The organism is Pseudomonas syringae pv. tagetis, from assembly GCF_022557255.1.
Lineage (GTDB): Bacteria > Pseudomonadota > Gammaproteobacteria > Pseudomonadales > Pseudomonadaceae > Aquipseudomonas > Aquipseudomonas caricapapayae.
Genome location: NZ_CP092923.1, coordinates 1,684,990 through 1,711,501, shown reverse-complemented (window position 1 = coordinate 1,711,501; position 26,512 = coordinate 1,684,990). Strand labels below are relative to the sequence as shown.

Sequence of the window (26,512 nt, the reverse complement as noted above, 5' to 3'; positions counted from 1 at the left end):
ACAAAAGCATTGACTGGATACGCCCGTCTGGACGCATGCATTGATCTTGCCGGACTGTCTGACAATATGCCTGCATACCGCCATGATAGTGGGACTGCCCGAATGGCCAAGCGTTCGGGAAATAAGCCGGACACAAAAACGCCCTGTCGAGACAGGGCGTTTTCTGTAGCCAGGTGTAACGTTACTTCTTGGCCGGAGCCGAAGCGGCAGGAGCTGCCTCTTCTTCATCGGCATCGGCGCCAGCCGCCGGTGCCGCTGCTGGGTCCTTGATACCGAGCAGTTCCAGATCGAACACCAGTACCGAGTTGGCAGGGATGGCCGGGCTCGGGCTCTGCGCGCCGTAAGCCAGATCACTAGGGATGAAGAGTTTGATCTTCTCGCCTACGTGCATCAGTTGCAGACCTTCGACCCAACCCGGAATGACGCCACCGACCGGCAGGTCAATCGGGCTGCCGCGCTCGACGGAGCTGTCGAACACCTTGCCGTCAATCAGCTTGCCTTCGTAGTGAACAGTCACAACATCGGTAGGCTTGGGCTGAGCGCCATCAGCTTTCTTGATGATCTGATACTGCAAACCGGAAGCCGTGGTGACCACGCCATCCTTTTTGCCGTTCTCTTCGAGGAATTTCTTGCCTGCGGCAGAAGCCTCTTCGCTCATCTTCGCCAAACGCTCTTCGGAGCGCTTTTGCAGCGCGGAGAAGGCTTCAACCAGCTCTTCGTCTTTCAGTTTCTGATCTTTCTTGCCGACAGCGTCTTCGATACCCAGAGCTACAGCCTTGGAATCCAGATCATCCATGCCTTCCTGAGCCAGGCTTTTGCCCATGTTCAGACCGATGCCATAAGACGCTTTTTGTGCCGGAGTTTTCAGCTCTACGGTGCTGGCTTGCTTGTCACAACCTGCGAGTACCAGACCGACCAGGGCAATCGCCGCTGCCAACCGATGCTGTTTCATGCTAATTCCTTGTTCATGCGCCAAAAGGGCAAACGAGTAAAGCCGCGAGCTTATCAGGCCGCCGCGATCAATGGCTACCGGCATGAGAGGGAGAAAACGCCGATAAGTTCAGGTATCCAAAGGTTTTCCCGGATCGGCACCGCATCGTTCAGTTGCAGTTCAGTTTGTGATTCCCATGGGCAACACGCAGGTTTGCTGCAGAGAGTTCAAGGCACAGGGCTGATCACACCGGCCTCAGGCCAGCGCGCGCTCGTCTGCAGCACCCGAAGACGCCCCGCGCGCGCGACTCTGCGTACAAAGTCGGGCACGCTCATGGCACCGGCTGAGAGCTGCGCCTGGATGGACTGGGTCCCCGAGTACACACGCGATACGCTTTGCAACAGTTGAAACTCCTCATCGGACTGGCTGGGCGTGTACCCAAGCAACGCACCATCGGCTGCCGAGAAATAAACCACCGACATCTCGAAGCCATAGCGAATCGGCAAGCCTTTACGACGCGGTACGGGCTTGTGCCGATAACTGAACATGCGATGCAAGTCGTCCGCTTCGAAGAAATCGCTGACTACTTCGCGCCCACCCTCCGCTGCAAGGTTGGCAGAGGAAAAATACATGCCGTCAATGCGATAGCCGTCAGGTAACGCAGGTCGATAGTACGCATCGGGGTGAAACGCCGAACAGGGCGCGTAAACCGGAGTGCCATCGTCAAGAAACGGCTCCGCAATCCGGTAGGCGCGTGTCACCGGGTTGAACAGCAGGAAGCCGATGATTTGCGAATGAATGCGAGTGCCGATCTGGCCGTGGGCGTAACCTGCAGCCTCATCGGCACTGCCAAACGGCGTACTCAGGCGCAGAGCCCTGGGTGGCCACTGCGCGGTACAGCTTGCGGGCGGTGTCATACGCGCTGCGCGAGCAGCCCTATCGTCCGGGTAAGGATGCCAGTCAGTCGACACTTTCCCGGCCCGCCCCCACAGACGGCTGGGCACTATCACTTCCAGATTTCCGGCACCTGCCAGCAACCGGACCACATCACTGGGCATCAGGGTCAGGTTCTGCAGGGCCTTGTGGATCTGGCTGAGTTCACTCAGGTGCGGCATGTTCGGCGGGCCGGCAACACGTGCAAACAAAGTGTCTTCGGCGGCAGAACGGGACAGCGTGTATTTGATCAGCGAACCGTCAGGCCCGGAAAGGTAGGTCGCCGGACAAATCTCCTGATCGTCGATCACCGCATAAATATCACCCGCTGAAAAACTGTTCGGGTAAGTGACCTTTTCACTCTCCGGCCACTCATCGAGCCCGGCCTGGAGTGAAGGGTGAGAATGGTAGACCGCATAGTCGTCATGCCCTTGCGGGTAGAGCACATAACCGTCTTCTTCGTTGCGTGGAAAGACTTCATTGGGGTCGAAGCTGAAGTGACTGCCGCTCATGGGCTCGGTCGCAACGTACTTGCCGTCCTGGCGAACCAGAATGAAGCCACCGTACTCGCGGTCACGGCGGTTGCCGATCCGCTCGTGAGCATAACGTGCTGCCTCGTCCGGATGATCGAACGGCGGGCTGAACGCAGGCATGCCGGAGTGATGATCAATGGATCGTTTTTCAAGCCTTTTTCTGTGGTGCATTCGGGGCTCCTGGAAGCCTGACTGATTGAGTCAGCAGCGTAAGGAAACCCGAGGCGGTGAATGACATAGATGAATATCACAACACGTGGACAAGCCGACGCTTGGCAGCGTGAAACTGGCAACATGAAACTAAAGATAATTTTTAACCGTTAATGAACGGTGATTCGATCCACGGCGTGGGCGATTCAGCCCAGCCCCTGATCGATCATCGCGACTGACAATCAGGGCTCATGCAGTTTGTCGTGCTCAGGAACGTTTTATGCATCCGAACAATCGTTTTCGCCCAAAGCGCTCGACGAGTCGTCATTTGGCAAGCCTGGCCGTAATTGCTGCAACAGTCATGTTGCCGCTCAGCGCCGCTTACGCCATCAAGAAGCCGCCCATCATTGTGACCGAGGGTCATCAAGGCATATCGGCTGTGCACAGGCCCCGACAACCTGTCACATGTCATCGAAGGCTCGATTGATCAGAAGGCCATGACCGATGTCAGTGCCCTGCACTTCAAGGAAACCCCGGCGCACTCTACTTATGAGTGGCATCCGGCACCCGAAGAGCAATATGTGATTACCTTGTCCGGCACACTCGAATTCTCCACCACTGGCGGAGAGAATTTTGTACTGCACCCTGGAGAAATATTGCTGGCGCAGGACACCACCGGTCCCGGCCATCGCTGGAAGCTGATCGACGGCCAGCCTTGGCGACGTGCTTACATCGTCACCAAACCAGGCGACAAGACTGCGTTCGTACCGAAGGACGGAGCTGTTGCGAAGGGCTGCTGACACTGAGGCTCATTGCGGGTCTTGCAGCGGCACAACCCGATCCAGACTGGCAAAACGCTCCACCAGAAAATCGATCAGACAACGCACCCTGGCGGACAGATGCAACTGCTGCGGATACACCGCGTAGACATCCGCCCGGGTGGGCGTCTGGTCTTCAAGCACCAGGCGCAAACGGCCGCTGCGCACGTACCGGGCAATGTCCCACTCAGCGCGCAGCAAGATGCCGAACCCTTCCAGCGCCCAGTTAAGCGCGACTTCACCGTCATTGCAGCCCAATGCGCCATGCACCTTGACGTTCTGTGTACGACCTCCGCTGTTGAAACTCCAGACGCCATAGGGCGTTTCGTTCTGACGCAGAAAAATACAGTTGTGGTGCTGCAGTTCTGCCAGCCGGGTCGGCGTACCGTGCTTTTCCAGATACAGCGGCGATGCACAGAGCAGACGTCGGTTAGACGCAATCTTGCGCGCATGGAAGGCTGCGTCAGGAAGACTGCCGAAACGAATGCCCAGATCGAAGCCGTGAGTCGCCAGGTCCAGCGGATGGTCACTGATTTCCAGCTGGATCTGCACCTCGGGGTAACGGGCAAAGAAAGCCGCCAGCGCAGGACCTATGTGGCGGCGGCCGAACCCCAGTGAGGCGTTGACCCTGATCAACCCTTTGGGGCTGGCAGAACTGCTGGTAATCAACTGTTCGACCTCATCGATCTGAGTCAGGATCCTTGCTGCATGGCTGAAGTACAGCTCGCCCTCGGCAGTCAGGCTCATGGATCGCGTGGTGCGATTCACCAGTCGTGTGCCGAGCCGTGCCTCGAGCTGACTCAAGCGCTTGCTGACGGCAGGCGGCGTGACGCCCAGTTCCCGGGCTGTCGCAGCAAGGCTGCCCTGCTGGGCCAACAGATGAAAAAAAGACAGGTCCTGTGTCTGGCTCATTGATAACCCAAAGTTAATTATGTAGTGATTTAGAGTAACTCATGCGCTTTGACTCACTACATATACTCCGTCCACACCCTGGCGAACAGCGCGTTCGCAGGCACAACAAAAAGCACCAGAACAGTGGAGTGGAGCATGAGCAGTTACAACATTGCAGCAGTACCCGGCGACGGCATCGGCGTGGAAGTGATCGCCGCAGGTGTCGAAATCCTGCAGGCCCTGTCAAAGACATCCGGTTTCGACCTGACCTTCAAGCATTTTGACTGGAATTCCGCCAATTACCTGAAGAACGGCCACTACATCCCTGACGGCGGCCTGGCCGAACTCAAGACGTTCGATGCGATTTTCTTCGGTGCCGTGGGTGCCTTGAACGTACCGGATCATATTTCCCTGTGGGGGTTGCGCCTGCCGATCTGCCAAGGGTTCGATCAATATGCCAACGTACGTCCGGCTCGCGTTCTGCCCGGCGTGAAAAGCCCGCTGCACAACGGCCACGAAATCGACTGGGTCGTCGTTCGGGAAAACTCCGAAGGTGAGTACTCCGGCAATGGCGGGCGCGTGCATCGCGGCTTGCCGGAAGAAGTCGCAACCGAGGTTTCAGTATTCACTCGGGCCGGTGTAGAGCGTATTCATCGCTTCGCTTTCGAACTGGCGCGTACTCGCCCACGCAAGCAACTGACCATGGTCACCAAGTCCAACGCGCAGCGTCATGGCATGGTGTTGTGGGACGAGATTTTCTACGAGGTGGCCAAGGACTTTCCGGATATCAGGATCGACAAGGAACTGGTCGATGCCGTGACCACGCGCATGGTGCTCAAGCCGTCGTCGCTGGATGTGATCGTCGCCACCAATCTGCACGCCGACATCCTCTCCGATCTGGCAGCCGCGCTGTCGGGCAGTCTGGGCATCGCGCCCACCGCCAATCTCAATCCAGGTCGCAACTTCCCGTCGATGTTCGAACCGATCCACGGCTCAGCCTTCGATATCACCGGCAAAGGCGTCGCCAACCCGATTGCCACATTCTGGACCGCCGCGATGATGCTCGAGCACCTGGGTGAATCGGCGGCAGCCAACACTCTGATGTCGGCTATCGAGGCGGTCACGGAAAGCGGTCTGCATACCCCGGATCTAGGCGGTACAGCCACCACCCGGCAGGTCACCGATGCCGTACTGCAACTGATCAATCGCTGAGGGGTATTCGCCAGATCATTGCGGTATCGCGGTACAACGCCACGGAGACCGGTCAGCCGAGTCTCCGGGCATTTCCTGACAACAATAAAAACTCAGGACCCGGTCATGAAAAGTATTCTAGGCAAGCTGTACGTACAGGTGCTACTCGCCGTCATTCTCGGCGCAATCGTTGGCGTCGTGGCACCGGAAACCGGCGCATCGCTCAAACCCATCGGTGACGCCTTCATCAAACTGATCAAGATGCTGCTCGCACCAGTGATTTTCCTCACTGTCGTGTCCGGCATTGCGCGCATGGAAAACATGAAAGAGCTGGGCCGCGTCGGGTTTCGGGCACTGATCTATTTTGAAGTGGTATCGACTCTCGCGCTGGTCATCGGCCTCGTTGTAGTGGATGTATTCAGACCGGGTGCGGGGATGAACATCGACGTGGCAACGCTGGATTCGTCCAGCCTTGGCACCTACACCAGCGCCGCAAAACATTCGTCGTTTATGGACTTTCTGATGGGCATCATCCCCGATACCATCATCGACGCCTTCGCCAAGGGCAATATTCTTCAGATCCTGCTGTTCTCGATCCTGCTCGGGGTCGCTCTGGCGCAGACAGGTCCACGCGCCAGGCCCTTTATCGATGCGCTGGACAGCCTGATGCAAGGCATGTTCAGAATCGTCAATATGGTCATGCGCCTGGCACCGCTCGGGGCATTCGGTGCGATCGCCTTCACCATCGGCAAATACGGTTTCGGCTCACTGTTTTCCCTGGGCAAACTGATGGCGTGTGTCTACCTGACCTGCGCAGTGTTCGTGATCTTCGTGCTCGGGCCGATATGCCGCTACAGCGGTTTCAGCCTTTGGAAATTCCTGCGTTTCATCAAGGAAGAACTGATCACGGTGCTGGGCACCAGCTCATCGGAATCGGTGCTGCCACAGATGATCTCGAAAATGGAGAAAGCCGGCGTATCAAAACCGGTTGCCGGAATGATCATTCCGTCCGGCCTGACCTTCAATCCGGACGGTCAGGCGATCTACTACACAATTGCCGCTATCTTCATCGCCCAGGCGACCAACACGCCGTTATCCCTGACCGACCAGTTGATCGTACTGGTGGTGTTGATGTTCACCTCCAAGGGTTCGGCGGGCGTCACGGGCTCGGGGTTCATCATTCTTGCCGCCACGCTGGCGTCTCTGGGCACCATTCCGGTCGCGGGTATGGTGCTGTTGCTGGGCGTGGACCGCTTCATGTCCGAAGCGCGGGCAATCACCAATACCATCGGCAACGGCGTCGGTACCATGGCCATTGCCAAATGGGTCGGCGCGCTGGACACGGAAAAGATGCACCGGGCGCTCAATGGCGAGGACGAGCCGAGGCAGCCCGATACATTGCCCCAGGCAAAAGACGGTCCAGCCAGACCCGCCACCATCAGGGACGGGATCACGCCCTCACCGACCTGAATCAGATTGGCTCTGATTGAAGTAACGTCCTGCCGATGATCAGTGGTCGGCAGGAATTTCTCTCAGAGCGCCTGGATCAGACGCCGGGACCTGCCAGCTCGGAGATTTCGATGAGGTTCAGATCAGGATCGCGTACATAAACCGAACGAATAGGCCCCGTGGCACCGGTACGCTCGACCGGGCCTTCCACAATAGGCCAGTCCTGCTCCTGCAGGTGCTCAATCACCTGCTCCAGCGGAATGCTGGCAATGAAACACAAATCCAGCGCACCAGGTACAGGCAGATGGGCCTTGGGCTCGAACTCTTTGCCACGCTCATGGACGTTGATTTTCTGATTACCGAAGCGAAACGCCAGGCGGCCCTGGCGAAAGCGTTCAGGGGCCATACCCATGATGCGTACGTAAAAGTCCTTGCAGGCATCGACGTCGGAAGTGGTCAATACCAGATGGTCCAGATGATCAATCACGGGATCAGCTCCGTTTGGAATAGAGTTCGTTTTACGACAACATTTACGATTCGGATCAGATGATGCCTAGTCGACGCCATTCGGCACGGGTGGCAGCGTCGATACCATGCGCTTCAAGAATGGTATCGGTGTGTTGGCCCAAGGTCGGCGCAGGCGTTCTTACCTGACCCGGCGTGCCTTGAAGTTTAGGCACAATCCCCGGGAGTGTAACGGGCGTACCGTCATCCAGAGCGCTCTGCAACAACATGTCCCGCGCCTGATAATGCGGGTCTTCGGCGATGTCGGCGGCATCATAGATCTTGCCGGCCGGGATACGCGCCTCGTTGAGCGCAGCGAGAACTTCGTCCAGCGAGCGTTCGGCGGTCCAGGTCGAAATGGCGGCATCAATGCGCGCCACATGCCTGACCCGCCCGTCGTTGTGCTCAAGCTCAGGGTCATTGGCCAGATCCATGCGACCTATTTTTTCCATCAACCGGCGGTAGATACTGTCGCCATTGCCCGCAATCAGCGTGTACTTGCCGTCGTTGCAGCGATAGGCGTTGGTCGGCGCGATGCCCGGCATGCTGCTGCCAGCGGGCTCACGGACCACATTGAATACTGAGTATTCAGGAATCAGGCTTTCCATCACATTGAACACGGACTCGTACAACGCAACATCGATCTGCTGCCCTTCGCCGTCATTCTGCTCGCGATGACGAAGCGCCAGCAGGACGCCTATCACGCCATGCAGGGCCGATAACGAATCGCCGATCGATACACCGACTCGCACCGGTGTGCGCCCGGCCTCGCCCGACAAATGCCGCAAACCGCCCATCGCCTCGCCAATGACGCCAAAACCCGGTCTGTCGCGATATGGACCCGTCTGCCCATAACCGGAAACGCGCAACATGATCAGTTTCGGATTAAGAGCATGCAGTTCTTCCCAACCCAGGCCCCAGCTTTCAAGCGTGCCGGGGCGGAAGTTCTCGATCAGCACATCGGCATCACGGATCAGCCGCCGAGCTATCTCCTGCGCCTGAGGCTGGTGCAGATCAAGCGTCACCGATTGCTTGTTGCGTGACTGCACCGCCCACCACACGGACGTGCCTTTATGTAGCAAGCGCCATTTGCGCAGAGGATCACCGGTCAGCGGCGGCTCGACCTTGATGACCTCGGCACCGAACTCGGCAAGGATCTTCGCCGCAAAAGGCCCGGCAATCAGCTGGCCCAGTTCCACCACCTTGATGCCCTGAAGAGGCAGGCTCATGACACGTCCTTTTCTTGTTGGGGAGTCAGGGTGATGATCTGCGCAAACGCAGAAGATGAACAGCCGGACAATGCAGGAAGTGGGCGGGTCACCGTAAAAAACCCCGCATCGGCGGGGTTCATTGGATCAATTGCTGCACGCCAACTGGAAACTCATCGAGGAATCACCCGAGGCACCGCGCTTGCCCACCAGAAGTCCCAATACATTGACTTCTTCTGCGGTAGCAGCGCCACCTAACTTGGCGTGGCCGTAGAACAAACGTTCATAGTCACTGGTATCAATGGACGATACCGAGCAAAAACCCGGTGCCTGTTTAAAGAGGCCGTCATTGAAAAGCACTTTATAGGTTGCGAAATAGTCATTCTGGCTACTGTAATTCACGGATTTTATCCAGGGAGAAGATTGCGCGACGACAACGCCGTGCTGATCGATGGTCGCGGTATGCAACGCCGTCGAGGCCAACGCGCTGACGGAGGTGGCCATGACAGATGCAGCCATTAACAGTTTAAGACGATTGCTCATACAAATTTCCTTATATATAACATTCAACCGCCTTGACCGGGCGATTGCATAGAATTCAAATAATCAGGCATTCGGCCGGCACACTAACGCTCCCAACCGATATAACCAGCTAATACCAGCAAAGATGAGAAATCAAGGACTTGACCCGACTAAATAAAGAGCGAGTCAGGAATTTCAACAAACAAGGAAATAACTTACATTAAAAAAGAGAACGTCTTACCTGGTGCTGTATTGATGCATACGACACTGCATCGCGTCAGGGGCAGTGCTTCTTGTGCAACAGCCAAGCGACATCAGCACTGCCTGCCTTGAACGCAAATTACCGGTCAACCTGCTGTTGCGGGAGGGGCTGCCATTGATACGCGAGCTGAAGCGTCTGGGTGCCCGGCGCCGGAGTGCGGGCTCCGGTATCGCCGAGTTTCTATAAGGCGCCATGGGAGTATTGGTCCGCAGTTTCCTGAACAGCGATAACTCGATGCCCCTGCGTTGAAAGCGCATACCTGCGGTGAGGTGAATGCCTTGATGGCCACTAAAACCGAATGATGCCTGGACGCTCTGAAGGCGAACCGCCAGCCACAACAGAAGACGTGAGGCAGGGACAGCCCCCGAAGAACCGATTCTTGCCCGCCGTCCTACGCTGAACGGACACTTCTCTTTTCAGGACAACAGAAAGCAGAAAGCCCGCACGAGGCGGGCTTTCTGTTTGCTTCAAGGAGTTCAAGGGCCTTGAAGAGAAATATGGCGCAGCGGACGGGACTCGAACCCGCGACCCCCGGCGTGACAGGCCGGTATTCTAACCGACTGAACTACCGCTGCGCGTAACACTAAAAGCGAGTTTGGTGGGTGATGACGGGATCGAACCGCCGACCCGCTGCTTGTAAGGCAGCTGCTCTCCCAGCTGAGCTAATCACCCTTCACTCTCGGTGTGGCGCGCATTCTACGGAGCGACCCGAACTCTGGCAAGCACTTTTTTAAATAATTTTTATAATCCTTCCAAAGGCTTACAAACGCTCTATGCAGGGTTGGCCGGAGCCGCCGAGGAGCGAATAATGCCCGCCTTTGTATAGAAAGAGAGACTCACCTCATGTGGTTCAAAAACCTGCTTGTCTATCGCCTGACCCAGGACGTGCCTTTTGATGCCGAAGCGCTGGAAACAGCACTGGCAACCAAACCGGCTCGTGCCTGCGCCAGCCAGGAGGTGGCCACCTATGGTTTCGTCGCTCCTTTCGGCAAGGGTGAAGACGCTCCATTGGTACACATCAGCCAGGATTTCATGCTGATTGCTGCACGCAAGGAAGAACGCATCCTGCCCGGCAGCGTCGTGCGCGACGCGCTCAAGGAAAAGGTCGACGAGATCGAAGCCGAGCAGATGCGCAAGGTCTACAAGAAGGAACGCGATCAACTCAAGGATGAAATCATCCAGGCCTTTCTGCCGCGTGCGTTTATCCGCCGCTCCGCGACCTTCGCTGCCATCGCGCCAAAGCAGGGCCTGATTCTGGTCAATGCTTCCAGCCCGAAACGTGCCGAAGACCTGCTGTCGACCCTGCGTGAAGTGATCGGCTCGTTGCCGGTACGTCCATTGACCGTCAAGGTTTCGCCGAGTGCGACCATGACCGACTGGGTCAAGACCCAGAAGGCGGCCGACCACTTCTTCGTGCTGGACGAATGTGAACTGCGCGACACCCACGAAGACGGCGGTATCGTGCGGTGCAAGCGTCAGGATCTGACCAGCGACGAAATTCAGCTGCACTTGAACACGGGCAAGGTAGTTACCCAACTGTCGCTGGCCTGGCAGGACAAACTGTCGTTCGTGCTCGACGACAAGCTGGTGGTCAAGCGCCTGAAGTTCGAAGACCTGCTGCAGGATCAGGCTGAACAGGACGGCGGCGATGAAGCGTTGGGCCAGCTGGACGCAAGCTTTACCCTGATGATGCTGACCTTCGGCGAATTCCTCCCGGAACTGTTCGAAGCGCTGGGCGGAGAGGAAATCCCTCAGGGGATCTGATAACGCCTGCTACTGTCTGCAACACCGCGCCGTCTCGTCAGACGGCGCATTCATTTCACACCCGTCATTTACAAAAAGGAACACGCCATGCGCGCGTTGGCAGCCTTGAGTCGGTTTGTCGGTAATACCTTCGCCTATTGGGTATTGCTGTTCGCCATCCTGGCGTTTCTGTTTCCACAAGCCTTCATCGGCCTGAAAAGCTGGATCGTGCCGCTTCTGGGCTTGGTCATGTTCGGCATGGGCCTGACCTTGAAGCTGGAAGATTTCTCTGAAGTGGCGCGCAACCCGTGGCGCGTTGCGCTCGGCGTGGTCGCGCATTTTGTGATCATGCCCGGTGTGGCCTGGTTGCTGTGCCAGGTGTTTCAACTGCCCCCGGAAATTGCAGTGGGCGTGATTCTGGTCGGCTGCTGCCCGAGCGGCACGTCATCCAACGTCATGGCCTGGCTGGCCAAAGGTGATCTGGCGCTGGCGGTGGCCATTGCGGCGGTGACTACCCTGTTTGCCCCGCTGCTGACCCCGGCCCTGATCTGGTTCCTCGCTTCGGCGTGGCTGCCGGTGTCCTTCCTCGATATGTTCTGGTCGATCATGCAACTGGTCATGCTGCCGATTGTACTGGGCGTGATTGCCCAGCGCCTGTTGGGCGCGCGGGTGAGCTATGCGGTAGATGTGCTGCCGCTGGTGTCAGTGGTCAGTATTGTGATGATCGTCTGCGCTGTGGTCGCCGCCAGTCAGGCGAAAATCGCTGAATCCGGTCTGCTTATCATGGCCGTGGTGATTCTGCACAACACGTTCGGTTTTCTGCTGGGTTATTTCACTGGCAAGGTCTTCAAGCTGCCATTAGCACAACGCAAGTCGCTGGCGCTGGAGGTCGGTATGCAGAACTCGGGGCTGGGCGCTGCACTGGCCAGTGCCCATTTCTCGCCGCTGGCAGCGGTGCCGAGTGCGCTGTTCAGTGTCTGGCACAATATTTCCGGTGCGTTGCTGTCGACGTATTTCAGGAAGATGCCGGAGGAAGAGAATACGTTCAGGTCGCAGCTCAGGCGCTGAGGACTATCATGGTCACGCTCTATACATGGCATGCAGTTCGTGACGCTCTGCGTCACACAGCGGTTCTGGGATGTCAGGGAGATTGGGTTTCGACTCGGGTCGGCTTTTGACCATCATGCCAACGCGGAGTGATTGATTATCGTGCCAACGCGGAGTGATTGGCACGTCAGTCATACGGGCGCGCTACTGCACTTTTCCTCTCAGCGCTTTCACTTCTTCACGCACATCCACGGGTGTTGCCACATCGGCTGCAATGGGCGAACCGGCAACCAGTACGACGCGCGACCACAGGCGGCGAAACAGGGTCTTGCTCGGATCACGGCTGAAGAAGCTGCCCCACAGGCCTTGCAATGCCAGTGGTATGACCGGCACCGGGGTCTCCTGGATAATGCGGCTCATGCCACTCTTGAAGCCGCTGATTTCGCCGTCGGTCGTCAGTTTGCCTTCAGGGAAGATGCACACCAGTTCGCCTTCCGCAAGGTACCGGGCGATGCGTTTGAACGACTTCTCGTAGATGTCCATGTCTTCATTACGCCCGGCAATCGGGATGGTTCCGGCGGTGCGGAAGATAAAATTGAGGACCGGCAACTGGTAGATCTTGTAGTACATGACAAAACGGATCGGACGTCTCACCGCACCGGCAATCAGCAATGCATCGACAAAGGACACATGGTTGCAGACCAACAGAGCAGCGCCCTCATCCGGAATCCGGTCCAGGTCGCGGTGTTCGACGCGGTACATGGAATGGCCCAGCAGCCAGATCATGAAGCGCATGGTGAACTCGGGGACGATCTTGAAGATGTAGATATTGACCGCGATGTTCATCAGCGACACCGCCAGAAACAGCTGCGGAATCGACAGTTTGGCGAAGCTCAGCAGCAGGATCGAAACAATCGCCGAAACCACCATGAACAGTGCGTTGAGAATGTTGTTGGCGGCAATCACGCGAGAGCGCTCTTTCACCGGCGTACGCGACTGGATCAGCGCGTACAGCGGCACGATATAAAAGCCGCCGAACACACCGATGCCCAGAATATCGAACAACACCAGCCAGCCCTGTCCGTAGGAAAGGACCGCCAGCCAGTCGTTGGCCCGCACGGTCTGCGGGAAAGCACCGGAATGCCACCACAGCAGCAGACCGAAAATCGTCAACCCCATCGAGCCGAAGGGCACCAGCCCGATCTCGACTTTATGTCCGGATAACCGCTCGCAAAGCAGCGAGCCCAGCGCGATGCCAATGGAGAACACGGTCAGGATCAGCGTAACAACCGTTTCATCGCCATACATCCACTCCTTGGCGTAAGCAGGGATCTGCGTCAGGTAGATAGCACCGACAAACCAGAACCAGGAGTTGCCGACAATCGAGCGCGACACGGCGGGCGTCTGCCCCAGCCCCATGCGCAGGGTCGCCCACGACTGGGTGAAAATATTCCAGTTGAGTTTCATCTCAGGCGAGGCGGCAGTCGCGCGCGGAATACCGAAGCTGGCAACGAACCCCAGGCAGGCGACCAGCACGATAGCGGCCGCAACCACCCAGGCATAGTGCGAAGAAGACATCATCACGCCCGCACTGATGGTGCCAGCCAGAATGGCCAGAAAGGTGCCCATCTCGACCAGCGCGTTACCGCCGACCAGCTCGCTCTCGCGCAGGTGCTGCGGCAGAATCGAATACTTGACCGGTCCGAACAGCGCCGAATGCGTGCCCATGGCGAACAGCGCCGCCAGCATCAATTCAAGATGATTGAACAGAAAACCCGCAGCGCCGACCGCCATGATGACGATCTCTCCGAACTTGATAATGCGGATCAACGTGTCCTTGGGATACTTCTCGCCAAATTGCCCGGCCAGCGCCGAGAACAGAAAGAACGGCAGGATGAACAGCAAAGCACACAGATTGACGTAGATCGAACGGTCGCCGTCGATGCTGAGCTTGTAAAGGATGGCGAGGATCAATGACTGCTTGAAGATATTGTCATTGAACGCCCCGAGGGACTGCGTGATGAAAAACGGCAGGAAACGGCGTTTCCCGAGCAAGCTGAATTGCGACTGTTGGCTCATCGTCCGTGGTCCTGAGAGGCTGGGGCGAACTGACGCAGCCGCCAATCCGAGGCACATTGAAGACGTAACTCTGCCGAATGTCGATAGGACATTTCTTTTTACAAAACGCCAATGCGCTTTTTTTATCGATCTGGGCGTTGTGCAACGTCTGCGACACCCTGCCACGCTCGACCTTGGTCGACAAAGACGAAGCGCGGCCATCGTGCGAGACTGCGCGCTATCGATACGGTGTGGATTTTTATATGTCGCTGTCCAGCGGGCTGATTGCGGCCGTTGCCCTTACCTATATGGCCATCATGTTCGCCATCGCCTTTTACGGCGACCGGTACAGCGCATCGCTGCGCCCGACCATGCGCGCCTGGGTCTACAGCTTGTCGCTGGCGGTTTACTGCACCAGCTGGACGTTTTTCGGCGCAGTAGGCCAGGCCGCCGAACAGCTGTGGTCGTTCCTGCCGATCTATCTGGGCCCTATCGTGCTGATGGTGCTGGCGCCCTGGGTGTTGCAGAAGATGGTGTTGATCAGCAAGCAGGAAAACATCACCTCGATTGCCGACTTCATCGCAGCACGCTACGGAAAATCCCAGCCACTGGCGGTCATGGTGGCGTTGATCTGCCTGATCGGCATGCTGCCGTATATCGCGCTGCAACTGAAAGGCATCGTGCTGGGCGTGAATATTCTCATTGGTGCGGTGGCCGACTCCACCGGCACCCGCGCTCAGGATACCGCGCTGGTGGTGTCGCTGATCCTTGCGTTGTTCACCATCGTCTTCGGCGCGCGCAATCTGGACGTCACCGAACACCATCGCGGCATGGTGCTGGCCATTGCCTTCGAGGCGCTGGTCAAGCTGTTTGCGTTCATGGCAGTCGGCGTGTTCGTCACATTCGGTCTGTATGACGGGTTTGACGACCTGTTCAATCAGGCCAGACTAGCGCCGCGCCTGGAGGAATACTGGCAAGACACGATCAACTGGCCGTCGATGTTCGTGCAAACCGGTGTGGCGATGATGGCTATCGTCTGTCTGCCTCGGCAGTTTCACGTCACAGTGGTAGAAAACATCGAGCCTCAGGACCTTAATCTCGCCAAATGGGTGTTCCCGGCCTATCTGGCGCTGGCCGCGTTGTTCGTCGTGCCGATCGCACTGGCCGGGCAGATGTTGTTACCAGCGTCCATGCTGCCCGACTCGTTCGTGATCAGCCTGCCACTGGCACACGCTCACCCGTCACTTGCCCTGCTGGCCTTCATCGGCGGTGCATCGGCGGCAACCGGCATGGTAATCGTTGCCTGCGTGGCGCTGTCGACGATGGTCTCCAACGACATGCTGCTGCCGTGGCTGCTAAGGCGCAAAAACACCGAGCGGCCGTTCGAAGCGTTTCGTCACTGGATGCTTTCGGTAAGGCGCATCAGCATTGTGATGATTCTCCTGCTGGCCTATGTCAGCTACCGAATGCTGGGGTCGACAGCCAGTCTGGCGACCATCGGCCAGATCGCCTTCGCCGCGATCACCCAGCTGGCCCCGGCCATGTTCGGTGCGCTGTACTGGAAGCAGGCCAATCGGCGTGGCGTATTTGCGGGACTGGCGGCGGGAATCTTCATCTGGTTCTACACCCTGGTGCTGCCGGTCGCGGCGCATGGCATGGGTTGGTCACTGAGCAATTTCCCGCTACTTTCCTGGCTGCACAGCAACCCGTTCGATCTGCCGATCTCGCCAATGACTCAAGGCGTCGTACTGTCGATGGCCGGCAACTGCACGCTGTTCGCCTGGGTGTCGATGTTGTCACGCACGCGAGTGGCGGAGCACTGGCAAGCGGGTCGTTTCGTTGGCCAGGAAACCCAGGGGCGCGACTTCAGCCGTCCGCTGCTGGCTGTCCAGATAGACGATCTGCTCAGCCTCTCGGCACGCTTTGTCGGTGAAGACCGCGCGCGCCAGAGCTTCATTCGCTTCGCCTACCGACAAGGCAAGGGCTTCAATCCCAGCCAGAATGCCGACGGTGAATGGATCGCGCACACCGAGCGGCTGCTGGCAGGCGTACTGGGCACCTCTTCGACGCGCGCCGTGGTCAAGGCGGCTATCGAAGGTCGTGACATGCAACTGGAAGACGTCGTACGCATCGCCGACGAAGCGTCAGAAGTTTTGCAGTTCAACCGTGCGCTGCTGCAGGGAGCCATTGAAAACATTACCCAAGGCATCAGTGTCGTCGATCAGTCCTTGAGGCTGGTGGCCTGGAATCGTCGCTACCTTGAGCTGTTCAATTATCCCGAAGGGCTGATTGGCGTCGGCCGGCCGATTGCCGACATCATCCGCTACAACGCAGAACGAGGTCTGTGCGGACCGGGAGAGGCCGAAGTTCATGTGGCGCGACGCCTGCACTGGATGCGCCAGGGCCGCGCTCACACCTCGGAGCGGCTGTTTCCCAATGGCCAGGTGATCGAGCTGATCGGCAACCCGATGCCCGGTGGCGGTTTCGTCATGAGTTTCACCGACATTACCGCGTTCCGCGCCGCCGAGCAGGCCCTCAAGGGCGTCAACGAAAGCCTTGAGCAGCGGGTGGCCGCCCGGACACGCGAATTGTCGCAGCTCAACCAGGCACTGACTGAAGCCAAAGGCACTGCCGAAGCCGCCAATGAATCGAAAACCCGGTTTCTGGCTGCCGTCAGCCATGACCTGATGCAGCCATTGAATGCTGCACGATTGTTTTCTGCTGCGCTCTCACATCAGCAAGACGGGATCTCCAGCGACGCTCAGCAACTCGTCCAGCATCTGGACAGCTCGTTGCGTTCTGCCGAAGACCTGATCAGTGATCTGCTGGACATCTCCCGCCTCGAAAACGGCAAGATCACCCCGGACCGCCAGCCCTTCCCGCTCAACGCGCTGTTTGACACCCTTGGGGCCGAATTCAAGGCGCTGGCCCAGGAACAGGGTCTGAATTTTCGTGTCAGGGGCAGTTCGCTTCGCGTCGACAGTGATATCAAGCTGTTGCGCAGGGTCCTGCAGAACTTCCTGACCAACGCTTTCCGCTATGCCAAGGGTCCCATCCTGCTGGGGGTCAGGCGCTACGGCGACAGCCTGAGCCTTGAAGTCTGGGACCGCGGGCCGGGCATTCCCGAGGATAAGCGGCAGGTGATTTTCGAAGAGTTCAAGCGCCTCGACAGCCACAAGACTCACGCAGCCAAAGGGCTTGGACTGGGACTGGCGATTGCCGATGGTCTGTGTCGCATCCTTGAACACCCCTTGCAGGTGCGTTCGTGGACCGGCAAAGGCAGTGTTTTCAGCGTACGGGTGCCGTTGGCAGCGGCCTCATTGACAATCCCTGACAAGACGTCTGATGTAAGAAGACCCACTCTGAACGGTACGCAGGTGCTGTGTGTCGACAATGAAGACAGCATTCTGATCGGCATGCACAGCCTGCTGTCACGCTGGGGCTGCCAGGTCTGGACCGCTCGCAATCGCCAGGAATGCGAAACACTGCTGAACAATGGCGTCAGGCCGCAGATTGCGTTGGTGGATTACCATCTCGATGAGGGCGAAACCGGCACTGAACTGATGGCCTGGCTAAGGACCCGCCTCGGTCAACCGGTGCCCGGCGTGCTGATCAGCGCCGATGGCCGTCCGGAGCTGATCGCTCAAGTGCATGCGGCAGGACTCGATTACCTGCCCAAGCCGGTCAAGCCCGCAGCGCTGAGAGCGCTGTTGAGTCGGCATGTGACTCTGGATTGAGAAAAAGCTGGCGGTTGTTCGCTGCGGCAGCGAACAACCGGATCAAGGCTGTTGCCTAACCGAACAACCAGTAGCCCAGCAACGTCAGTACCGCCACAGCCAGAACGGGGCGCAACACGCGATACGCCTTGGGGTTAGCCCGTTTGAACTGCTTGACCTTGCCACTGAAGCCATCGCTGAAACGCTTGCTGAATGCATACGCCTGATTGATCCCGCCCACCCGCTCGTCGTCCAGGTTCTGCGGAGCGGTTGCACGGCCCAGGAAGGCACTGACGCTACGGTTTACACGGGTCATGAAGCGGTTGGTCAGCGGACGCTCGACGTCGCAGAACAGAATGACCCGGGTCTGGGCCGTTTCATTCTTGACCCAGTGCACGTACGTCTCGTCGAACATGACGTCCTGGCCATCGCGCCAGGCGTACTCCTTGCCATCGACAAAGATCCGGCAGTCATCCGAGTTCGGCGTAGACAGGCCCAGGTGATAACGCAGGGAACCGGCGAACGGATCGCGGTGCGGGTTGAGATGACTGCCGCCCGGCAGAAGCGCGAACATCGCGCCCTTGACGTTGGGAATACTGTTGACCAGCTCAACGGTTTTCGGGCACAGCGCTTCGGCAGATGGCAGTGCCTTGTCGTACCACTTCAGGTAAAAGCGCTTCCAGCCCTTCTTGAAGAACGAGCCGAACCCCGCATCGTTGTTCTTCTCGGCCGCACGAATGTAACCTTCGTCGAACAGGTGCATGGCTTCGTCGCGAATGGTTTCCCAGTTGTCCTTGAGGACGTCCAGTTCAGGAAATTTGCTGCGGTCCAGATACGGCTCGGACGGCACGCGGGAAAACAGATACATCAGTGCGTTGTACGGTGCAAACAATGCCGAATGGTTGACGAACTGCCGCAACAGGGGCAGCCGGGCCCGACCGCGCAGATGAACGTAAAGCGTGCTGCCCAGGAACAGCATCAGGATCGATGCCTTGGCAACAAATGAAAGGGTCATGAAGCTCTCCTTGAAGCGGGCAGATAACGCCAAACGTCACGCGGGCAGCACTGATGCATGATTCTGAATGAAGGACCTCGAGCACGTGCGGACAGGGATAATCGTCCGGCGATGCGTAAGCTGGCCATCATAAACCCTTGCGTTGCCCGCATGAAGTACGCACTTGCGAAGATGTGTTACTGGGAAAGCTCCTGATCGGTAAACAGATCGCTGAACAGCATGCTCGACAGGTAACGCTCGCCGGAGTCGGGCAGGATCACCACGATGGTCTTGCCTTGCATCTCCGGCTTTTCAGCCAGGCGGACAGCCGCCGCCATGGCTGCGCCGCACGAAATACCGCAGAGAATACCCTCCTCCTGCATCAGACGCCGTGCCATGACCTTGGATTCGTCGTCAGTGACACGCTCTACCCGGTCAACAATCGACAGGTCGAGGTTTTTCGGGATAAAACCAGCGCCGATACCCTGAATCTTGTGCGGGCTCGGCGTGATCGTTTCACCCGCCATCGCCTGGGTGATGATTGGCGAACCGTCCGGTTCGACCGCGACAGACAGAATCGGCTTGCCTGCGGTGTGCTTGATATAACGGGAAATACCGGTGATAGTCCCGCCAGTTCCGACGCCCGCCACCAGCACATCGATGGCACCGTCGGTGTCCGCCCAGATTTCAGGGCCAGTGGTCTTTTCATGGATGGCCGGGTTGGCCGGGTTTTCGAATTGTGCCGGCATGAAGTAGTTTTCAGGGTCGCCAGCCAGCAGTTCCTCTGCCTTGGCGATTGCACCTTTCATCCCCTTGGCCGGCTCGGTCAACACCATTTCGGCACCCAGCGCCTTGAGTACCTTGCGACGTTCTATGCTCATGGAAGCCGGCATGGTCAACATCAGCTTGTAGCCACGGGCAGCGGCAACAAACGCCAGGCCAATCCCGGTGTTGCCCGAGGTCGGTTCGACAATAGTCATGCCTGGCTTGAGCTTGCCGCTGCTTTCAGCGTCCCAGATCATGTTGGCACCGATACGGCACTTGACGGAATAGCCCGGATTACGCCCTTCGATCTTGGCCAGAATGGTGACACCGCGCGGCGCGATACGGTTGATCTGCACCAGCGGTGTATTACCGATGGAATGGGCGTTATCAGCGTAAATACGGCTCATGAGGATGTCCTTGTGCACATCGGTTAAAGAGTCAAAGCCTATGCCGCCAGCCTTGGGGCGTCCAGTCTGACCGAACGGATGACGACGCGCGCAGTCCATCCTTTCATTGAAACAGGAGACTCACGTCATGAAACGTCGCTACAGCTGGCCGCTATGGACCCTGGCCGCTCTGGTAGTGCTGCTGATCGCTATCAATATCGCCCTGCCGTATCTGGTGCGCGACTATCTGAACGACAAACTCGCAGACATGGGTGACTACCGAGGCGAAATCGCCGATGTGGACCTGGCTTTGTGGCGAGGTGCCTATCGGATCAAGGGGCTGAAAATCGTCAAGACCGATGGCAAGGTCCCGGTGCCCTTCTTCGACGCACCGATGATCGAACTGGCGGTCAGTTGGCATTCACTCTGGTATGACCATGCCGTGGTGGCAAAAGCCTTGTTCACCGGCCCGCAAATCAACTTTGTCGACGGCGGCAGCAAACAAGCCTCGCAGACCGGTCAGGGCACCGACTGGCGTACGCAGATGAACAAACTGCTGCCCATCACCCTTAACGAACTGCGAATCGACAACGGGCGTATCACGTTCAATAACTTCAATTCCACGCCCAAGGTGAAAATCGAGGCGGACCAGGTCAATGCCAGCATCTACAACCTGACCAACGTGGTCGATGTAGAAGGCAACCGCGATGCCGAGTTTAAGGGCAAGGCGCGCCTGCTGGGCCACGCCGACCTGGAAAGCACGGCCAGATTCGATCCGTTCAGCAACTTTGAAGACTTCGATTTCAAACTGCGTGCCACTGGCATACAGCTCAGGAAGCTCAATGACTTCTCGTCGGCTTACGGCAAGTTCGATTTCAACGCAGGCGATGGTGATGTCGTGATTGAAGCGCAGGCCGACAAAGGGCAACTCAAAGGCTATGTCAAGCCGCTGCTGCGCAACGTGGACGTGTTCAACTGGCACCAGGATGTGGAGAACAAGGACAAGGGCGTGTTCCGTTCGATCTGGGAAGCGCTGGTCGGCACCAGTGAAACCGTGCTGAAAAACCAGCGAGAAAACCAGTTCGCCACCCGCGTCGACCTGAGCGGCAGTGTCCATCAGCAGGATATCAGCGGTTTTCAGGCGTTCCTGCAAATCCTGCGCAATGCGTTCGTTCAGGCGTTCAATGCACGTTATGAGAGCAGCAAGGGTTCCTAGGCCCTGCCCGACAGGGTCGGCGAGCGAAGGCCAGGCAAGGCCGAAACAGGCGAGCAGCGGTCGGGGTCTCGTCCGACTCTGCATGGTCTAAATGAGCACAGAGCGTGACTCTCTATTCAAGAAATAAACAAGGGATACGATAGAGAGCCTTATAAACCGGGGCTTTCAGCGGCGTTACGTACTGCGGTTGTGCGCCTGTGCCGCTGGCCTGTGCCCCAATTCTGAATAAGGAACTGCGCCTATAGTGGCATTATAGAATTGCAGCAGAGAACGCCCACGGCTAAAATGCGCGCTCTAATTAAGCATTCAACAGGGAACACACATGCGCGTGGTCGGATGGATACTTACGGTACTGGGCTGTCTCTGGGCTTTCTCCGGTATAACCAGAGTCTTAGCTGCGTTCACTGGCTATTCAGCGGCGAGTGTAGTGTCGCAACTGATTATAGGGCTGTTGACGCTGGGGCTGGCGTGGCTGGCGATATGGGGCGGCGGCAAGCTACGTGCGAAAGCGAATAAGGCATCGGCCTAATCACGCTGCTTGTCCAGACTCTCCGTGGTTGGTGAACTCCCTGTGCAGGGCCTCGCGGGTGTTGCGTAGCCAGCGTATCGCCTCGGCCTTCTGGTCAGCGGGGAATGACCGGGTAGCCCGTCTCCCGTTGACACCTATCTCACAGCGCCAACGGTTCCGCACAGCCCAGTAGCTCAAGCCCTTTACGCCGCTACGGTTGTGCCGGGCAAGCGTCTGGTTCTGCGTGTTCTGCGCAACACTGCAAAGGCGCAGATTCAGTGGGTCATTATTCGCCCTGTTGCCGTCGCGGTGGTCCACCAGCGCCGGGCCAGGGTCCACGCCGTAGTGAAGGGCGTACGCGATCCGATTCGACCGTAGGGAAACGCCACGGCAGCGAACCTGATAGTAACCCCACCCATTCGTACTACCTGCGATGGCCCCCATCATTTTGCTGTTGGTGGGAGACTTGATCCAGCGCAGTCCGGTGGGCGATGTAAGGTCGACGGCTAAGTGCTCACGCACCCATGCGACAGGTATAGGATGATGCTTCATGAAGGTACTCAAATTGCGGGCAGCCGCATACCTCCCCAGCTAGGGTGATAGTGGCTGCTCAGATGGTTGGACGTTACTAGTTCCCGCCGTACATGCGGCGACGGGCCGTGTCTAAGCTGCTGTTGCCGTCATTCGGCATATCATGGAAGCGGTGCGGCGTACCGGCCAACTCGTTATTGATCATTTTTTGGGCTGCTACAAGTGCCGCCTCGGATGCAGCCACAAGAGCTGTACGCGGCAACAAGGTGGTGCCCTGCTGGGGGGTAGTAGCTTCGCTGTACAGAACTGCCGCTTGTGCATCTATTTGCAACACGCTATTCCCTACGCGAATACTCAACGGCGCGTGGCACTGGCCGAAGCTCTTAAGACCCTCTGGATAGCTGGCGAAGCCCGCCAGTGCTGCTACCTGTTCCAGGTCTTGGTGCTGGAGGTCAGCGGGGGCAATGCCTGCCTGCGCCAAAGTCATCAACCCACGGCCTGCGGCAACTGTATTCAGCTCTGATGCAGCAGCGGCGTTGCTCTTCTCCCGTACCATCAAGTCTAATGCTACGGCCGCCAAGGTCTTGTTGCTGGCCTCGGCAGCGTCTTTAACAGCATCAACGCCGACAACATCACGGATGGCGAGTACGTCCAGTAGGTCTTGCAGCCACTCGCGGACCTGCTCGCCGAGGCGCTCGGCCCTAGCGCTAGACGAGCGAACGTAACCGTCCTGTATGGCGCGGGCAAGGTCCCTTTCTTTCCGGTAGGTCAGGACTTTTGCCAGTTCGGCGAAATCGAATCCGGCATTTTGCGCATTAGTGAATACCTGCAACAATTCCTGTTCTACATCGTCAGCACTAGTACGTCGGCCCTCTGCTCTTGCCGGATCAACGAACTGAGCAGTCATTCGCTCAATGCCGCGTTGTACATCAGGGTAAGAAGCGGGCATGTCAGGAACGACAATCTCTGGCGCACTCTCGCGGAAAAGTTCAACGGTAGTCGACATCAAAGCTAATAGAGCGCGTGCACGCTCGTTATCGATAGCAGTTACAGGGGAGTTAACAACGTTCTTTTTAGAAATCATGTGAGTTTCTCATTTGGGTGGCGCGATATGCGCGGGAAGATGTGATGTGTTTTACATTGGGGAGTACAGCGCTTACGGCAAGTGATCAAAGGTAAGCCTCTGGCCACTCATTTATTTGCGCTTTTCGATGTGTAGTGCGTTGAGCGGGATGGCTTTATGGCCGCAGCTTGATAGGCAAATACTACCCGAAGTTTTTTTCAAGAGTCAGACATGGATATTGGCCATTCATGTTACTTCCTTTTGCTACGCCCACGGCGGGTCTCTCTAGCGAGCGGTATAGTGTGGGACGGGTTATAAGATGTAGGGGACAGTGTCCCCAGCTATCGGGGACGGATTCCTGTACCCTAAAGGGTAGTGAACCTACTTTGGCAGTCGTTGAATAAACTTCTTAACCGTGTCCGGCTTCTGGCCGGTGGCAGTAGCGATGGTGCCATATGAGGCCCCGTCAGCACGCATACGCCTCGCCACATCATGCCAGTGCCCACACGCCTCGGTTATCTCGTGGCGTGCCTCAGACGCAGTTGTGCGGGCTTCCAACGCGGCCAAGCGTGCCTTGAGGTCTGCCACTTCCAGCACCAGCACATCTTGTTGTTCCAGGCGCTTGGCTACATCTGCGCGCCGGTATAGCTCTGCAACGCTACCTGCCATAGATGCTCCGGTGATTGCTGCAATATCACGTGTGCCACGTAATCCCTGCTTGTCCAGGCGCTTACTCGTTGGGTGGTTCTGTAATTCGCTCAAGGCGCGCCGGGTATGCTTCTTAGGCACGCGTTTGGCAAACGTCACAACTACCTCTTGGTTTGGATGCAAGCCTCGCAGTATCTCGCGGCCGCTCGGCCGCACCGCCTCGAACGCACTATCGTGGGCTGCCGTCAACATGTCCCTCACAGCATGGTAAGTCGGATACAACGATTTGTGTCCAATGGCAGCCAGCTCTTTCTGTGCCTGCTTACGGGAAGCTTGTTCCCGCTTGAAGTGCTCTCGGTAGACCGCCTGAGCATTGCCACCGCCGTTTACCGTCCAGCCTGCTAACTCGCCATGCTTGATTTTGTACTGCTCAGCCTTCGCCACGTAGTTACTAAGCTGCGCCAGAGAGATGCCCGCGTCTTTCAAGGCTCGTATTACAAAAGGTACGTCCGTTTGTTCGTTCCACTTGCAGGCTGAGAGTATAGGTGTTGCGGCGTGGGCTTGCTGCTGCAGCTCTGATAATTTTGTCATTGATCAATCCATCAACTGTTGCCTGCATACAAAGCAACAATGTCTTCGGGTGTGTGTTTGGTCTGAGTTGTTAGCTTGCGATCGTTGAATGCTTTACGCTGGGCAGCTAGATCGCCCGCTTTATCATCGTCAGTCAGTGAACCTTTCGCCTCAACCATTTTAAGCAATGCCACCGACGCACTAATTAAAGCAGCCTCACATGGGTAATCATCCCGCAAAGCATCTTCAAATCGTTTGTTAGTTGCCTTTAGTGTCAGATCGAGCAGTTCCAAGGCACTGGCCTTGACAGTCTCAGTAGTTATAGCTTTCTTCCTAGCCATTAGCTGAACACCGCTTTGGATTGTTCATGTTCGGAGAGCATCAGAAGTGCAGTGTTCTCCATGCGCGTGTAGTACCGAAGGTCGGTATCACTGAGCTTGACGCCAGCCCGATGAGAATACGTGGCAAGAGTGTAGGTGTTGATCGATGGGGCACCGTCAAGCGGCATAGGTATTAACCCAGCCGTGCGGACAAGTGACGCCAAGCCTGCCATCAACGTACTGCGTGACAGACTGGGTTCCTGACGACGGATTGCGCCTGCGGTAGCGGGCTCCTGACGCGCGTTTAATACACGCAAAGCCCTGATAATCATGGCTTGACCGACAGGTTTTCGCCCGCCAGAGAGGTAGTTAGCTTTCATCTTGGTGTACTCCTTAGTGTACTGATACTGCCGAAACGGCAAAAGGGAATCCCCCGACACGCCGGGGTCTCCGGACTAGCGGTGATGGGTTCAATGCAGGTTGTCCACAGGACATAGACGACTGACGTGGTAGTACAGGAACGGGCTTAAAGCGGGTAAGTACGAGGATGGGTGCTGGCGCTCTTGCTGGTCGCTTTAATGACCTTGCGAATGCAGACATTGCCCTGATCGGGTTCTGTACTGTTTCGTGATCGAGCTTCGGTTAAATAGTGCTGACAGCAGCCAGAACGTCCCAATAGCTGCTGCTTGACCGGCCCATGACAACCGGCGCACCGAAACTGAAAAGGGGCTGGGTCACTCACATACTGGTACGCGGCCTCTAGGTTAGGAGGACCGAACCACAGCATGAAGACTGGGCAACACCAGACTTGGATTGCCGCAGACCAACCGCCCCAGTTCATAGCCTTCGCGTTCTTACCACTGTATGTGACTTCAAACAGGACATCGTGTACGGAGTTCCAATTACAGGGTCAGGCAGCAGCACAGGCGCGCTTAACCGACGCAATCGAGATGCTGAAATGCTCGGCAGTCGCCTTGATACTGGCACCTTGGGCAACGCGCCACGCGCTAACCTGTGCATCGTCTATCACCTTCTCGCGACCTAGAGCCTTACCCTCGGCCTTGGCGCGCTCAATACCTGCCATCTGCCGCGCCTTGATATTTGAACGCTCCAGCTCAGCCACAGCAGCCAGCATGGTGAGCATCGCTTTGCCCATAGGCGTACCCAGGTCGAAGCCCTCGCGCTTGGAAATGATGCTTACGCCCTTTGCCTGCAATACCTCTACAGTGTTCAGCACGTCCAGCGTATCGCGCCCCAAGCGGTCTACAGCGCTCACCACGAGCGTATCACCACGACGTACGTACGCTACAAGAGCAGCAAAGCCAGGACGATCCAAGGCCTTCACAGCGCCAGATACACCGCTGTCCTCGTACCACTCCTCCACGTTGTATGTATCGGACAGCCCGTGCTTTTGGGCATCGACACTTTGGTCGTGAGTGGAGACGCGCACATATCCGATGGTAGCCATGATGAAATCCTGAGTGGGTGGCCTGAGTAGCTCAGAACCTATGGCTCACATAGTGCTGGGTAGCTCAAATTAAGTCAACACCTTTGA

General features: G+C 57.3%; 21 protein-coding genes, 2 tRNA genes and 2 pseudogenes. 8 read left to right on the top strand and 17 right to left on the bottom strand.

Annotated elements, in window-relative coordinates; all coding sequences use genetic code 11:
- Positions 1–181 precede the first annotated feature (181 nt).
- Together MME58_RS07745 and MME58_RS07740 are read right to left on the bottom strand one after the other, a co-directional pair.
- Positions 182–952: a BamJ family beta-barrel-assembly machinery protein gene (locus tag MME58_RS07745; RefSeq protein ID WP_055005483.1), complete on the bottom strand. Its 771-nt coding sequence runs from the start codon at positions 950–952 to the stop codon at positions 182–184.
- 206 nt (positions 953–1,158) lie between these two features.
- Positions 1,159–2,568 carry a DUF4329 domain-containing protein gene (locus tag MME58_RS07740; protein ID WP_054987924.1) on the bottom strand — a complete coding sequence of 470 codons (1,410 nt, stop codon included), beginning with the start codon at positions 2,566–2,568 and terminating at the stop codon, positions 1,159–1,161.
- A 259-nt stretch (positions 2,569–2,827) separates the two neighbouring features.
- Here MME58_RS07740 and MME58_RS27580 point away from each other — a divergent pair.
- A pseudogene (locus MME58_RS27580) lies at positions 2,828–3,347 on the top strand (hypothetical protein).
- 9 nt (positions 3,348–3,356) lie between these two features.
- Here the strand turns inward: MME58_RS27580 and MME58_RS07730 are convergent.
- Positions 3,357–4,277, bottom strand: a complete 921-nt coding sequence (locus MME58_RS07730; protein WP_054987925.1) for a LysR family transcriptional regulator — start codon at positions 4,275–4,277, stop codon at positions 3,357–3,359.
- A 135-nt stretch (positions 4,278–4,412) separates the two neighbouring features.
- On the opposite strand from MME58_RS07730, the gene MME58_RS07725 reads away from it, so the two are divergent.
- Together MME58_RS07725 and MME58_RS07720 are read left to right on the top strand one after the other, a co-directional pair.
- Positions 4,413–5,468: a tartrate dehydrogenase gene (locus MME58_RS07725; RefSeq protein ID WP_054987926.1), complete on the top strand. Its 1,056-nt coding sequence runs from the start codon at positions 4,413–4,415 to the stop codon at positions 5,466–5,468.
- A gap of 105 nt (positions 5,469–5,573) precedes the next feature.
- On the top strand, positions 5,574–6,917 hold the full coding sequence (locus MME58_RS07720) for a dicarboxylate/amino acid:cation symporter (protein WP_055005484.1): 1,344 nt from the start codon (positions 5,574–5,576) through the stop codon (positions 6,915–6,917).
- Between the two features lie 76 nt (positions 6,918–6,993).
- Here the strand turns inward: MME58_RS07720 and MME58_RS07715 are convergent, their stop codons facing one another.
- The 3 genes from MME58_RS07715 to MME58_RS07705 form a co-directional block, all read right to left on the bottom strand.
- Entirely contained in the window at positions 6,994–7,383 is a 390-nt protein-coding gene (locus tag MME58_RS07715) for a VOC family protein (protein ID WP_054987928.1), read from the bottom strand.
- 55 nt (positions 7,384–7,438) lie between these two features.
- Positions 7,439–8,629, bottom strand: a complete 1,191-nt coding sequence (locus MME58_RS07710) for a CaiB/BaiF CoA transferase family protein (protein WP_055005485.1) — start codon at positions 8,627–8,629, stop codon at positions 7,439–7,441.
- A 126-nt stretch (positions 8,630–8,755) separates the two neighbouring features.
- Positions 8,756–9,151: a hypothetical protein gene (locus MME58_RS07705; protein WP_054987930.1), complete on the bottom strand. Its 396-nt coding sequence runs from the start codon at positions 9,149–9,151 to the stop codon at positions 8,756–8,758.
- A 286-nt stretch (positions 9,152–9,437) separates the two neighbouring features.
- Here MME58_RS07705 and MME58_RS27575 point away from each other — a divergent pair.
- Positions 9,438–9,694, top strand: a pseudogene (locus tag MME58_RS27575) (isocitrate lyase/PEP mutase family protein); the annotation flags it as partial.
- A 196-nt stretch (positions 9,695–9,890) separates the two neighbouring features.
- Here MME58_RS27575 and MME58_RS07695 read toward each other — a convergent pair.
- Together MME58_RS07695 and MME58_RS07690 are read right to left on the bottom strand one after the other, a co-directional pair.
- A tRNA-Asp gene (locus MME58_RS07695) sits at positions 9,891–9,967 on the bottom strand.
- A gap of 21 nt (positions 9,968–9,988) precedes the next feature.
- Positions 9,989–10,064: transfer RNA gene (locus MME58_RS07690), tRNA-Val, on the bottom strand.
- 171 nt (positions 10,065–10,235) lie between these two features.
- On the opposite strand from MME58_RS07690, the gene rdgC reads away from it, so the two are divergent.
- Both rdgC and MME58_RS07680 read left to right on the top strand, forming a co-directional pair.
- Complete coding sequence (gene rdgC, locus MME58_RS07685) at positions 10,236–11,156, top strand: recombination-associated protein RdgC (protein WP_054987931.1); 921 nt, start codon at positions 10,236–10,238, stop codon at positions 11,154–11,156.
- A gap of 87 nt (positions 11,157–11,243) precedes the next feature.
- The gene (locus MME58_RS07680) at positions 11,244–12,203 is read left to right on the top strand and encodes a bile acid:sodium symporter family protein (protein WP_054987932.1); all 960 of its coding nucleotides are present in this window, start codon (positions 11,244–11,246) and stop codon (positions 12,201–12,203) included.
- A 183-nt stretch (positions 12,204–12,386) separates the two neighbouring features.
- Here MME58_RS07680 and MME58_RS07675 read toward each other — a convergent pair whose 3' ends face one another.
- Entirely contained in the window at positions 12,387–14,261 is a 1,875-nt protein-coding gene (locus MME58_RS07675; protein WP_055005486.1) for an MFS transporter, read from the bottom strand.
- A 242-nt stretch (positions 14,262–14,503) separates the two neighbouring features.
- Between MME58_RS07675 and MME58_RS07670 the strand changes: the two genes are divergently transcribed.
- Entirely contained in the window at positions 14,504–17,977 is a 3,474-nt protein-coding gene (locus MME58_RS07670) for a hybrid sensor histidine kinase/response regulator (protein WP_055005509.1), read from the top strand.
- Positions 17,978–18,032: 55 nt separating this feature from the next.
- Here MME58_RS07670 and MME58_RS07665 read toward each other — a convergent pair whose 3' ends face one another.
- Both MME58_RS07665 and cysK read right to left on the bottom strand, forming a co-directional pair.
- Positions 18,033–18,971: an aspartyl/asparaginyl beta-hydroxylase domain-containing protein gene (locus MME58_RS07665; RefSeq protein WP_054987935.1), complete on the bottom strand. Its 939-nt coding sequence runs from the start codon at positions 18,969–18,971 to the stop codon at positions 18,033–18,035.
- 176 nt (positions 18,972–19,147) lie between these two features.
- Positions 19,148–20,122, bottom strand: coding sequence for a cysteine synthase A (gene cysK / locus MME58_RS07660; RefSeq protein WP_054987968.1), 975 nt, complete (start codon positions 20,120–20,122; stop codon positions 19,148–19,150).
- 127 nt (positions 20,123–20,249) lie between these two features.
- Between cysK and MME58_RS07655 the strand changes: the two genes are divergently transcribed.
- A complete protein-coding gene (locus tag MME58_RS07655) occupies positions 20,250–21,317 on the top strand; it encodes a DUF748 domain-containing protein (RefSeq protein WP_055005487.1) in 1,068 nt (355 codons plus the stop codon).
- A 529-nt stretch (positions 21,318–21,846) separates the two neighbouring features.
- Here MME58_RS07655 and MME58_RS27765 read toward each other — a convergent pair.
- The 6 genes from MME58_RS27765 to MME58_RS07630 form a co-directional block, all read right to left on the bottom strand.
- Entirely contained in the window at positions 21,847–22,269 is a 423-nt protein-coding gene (locus tag MME58_RS27765) for an HNH endonuclease (protein WP_395514294.1), read from the bottom strand.
- A 184-nt stretch (positions 22,270–22,453) separates the two neighbouring features.
- A complete protein-coding gene (locus tag MME58_RS07650; protein WP_055005488.1) occupies positions 22,454–23,440 on the bottom strand; it encodes a hypothetical protein in 987 nt (328 codons plus the stop codon).
- Between the two features lie 360 nt (positions 23,441–23,800).
- Positions 23,801–24,658, bottom strand: a complete 858-nt coding sequence (locus MME58_RS07645) for a hypothetical protein (RefSeq protein WP_055005489.1) — start codon at positions 24,656–24,658, stop codon at positions 23,801–23,803.
- Positions 24,659–24,669: 11 nt separating this feature from the next.
- Positions 24,670–24,930 (bottom strand): hypothetical protein, encoded by a 261-nt coding sequence (locus tag MME58_RS07640; RefSeq protein ID WP_147465850.1) that lies wholly within the window; start codon positions 24,928–24,930, stop codon positions 24,670–24,672.
- Between the two features lie 47 nt (positions 24,931–24,977).
- The gene (locus MME58_RS07635; RefSeq protein ID WP_122243419.1) at positions 24,978–25,337 is read right to left on the bottom strand and encodes a hypothetical protein; all 360 of its coding nucleotides are present in this window, start codon (positions 25,335–25,337) and stop codon (positions 24,978–24,980) included.
- A 530-nt stretch (positions 25,338–25,867) separates the two neighbouring features.
- Positions 25,868–26,425, bottom strand: a complete 558-nt coding sequence (locus tag MME58_RS07630; RefSeq protein ID WP_054987943.1) for a recombinase family protein — start codon at positions 26,423–26,425, stop codon at positions 25,868–25,870.
- Positions 26,426–26,512 lie beyond the last annotated feature (87 nt).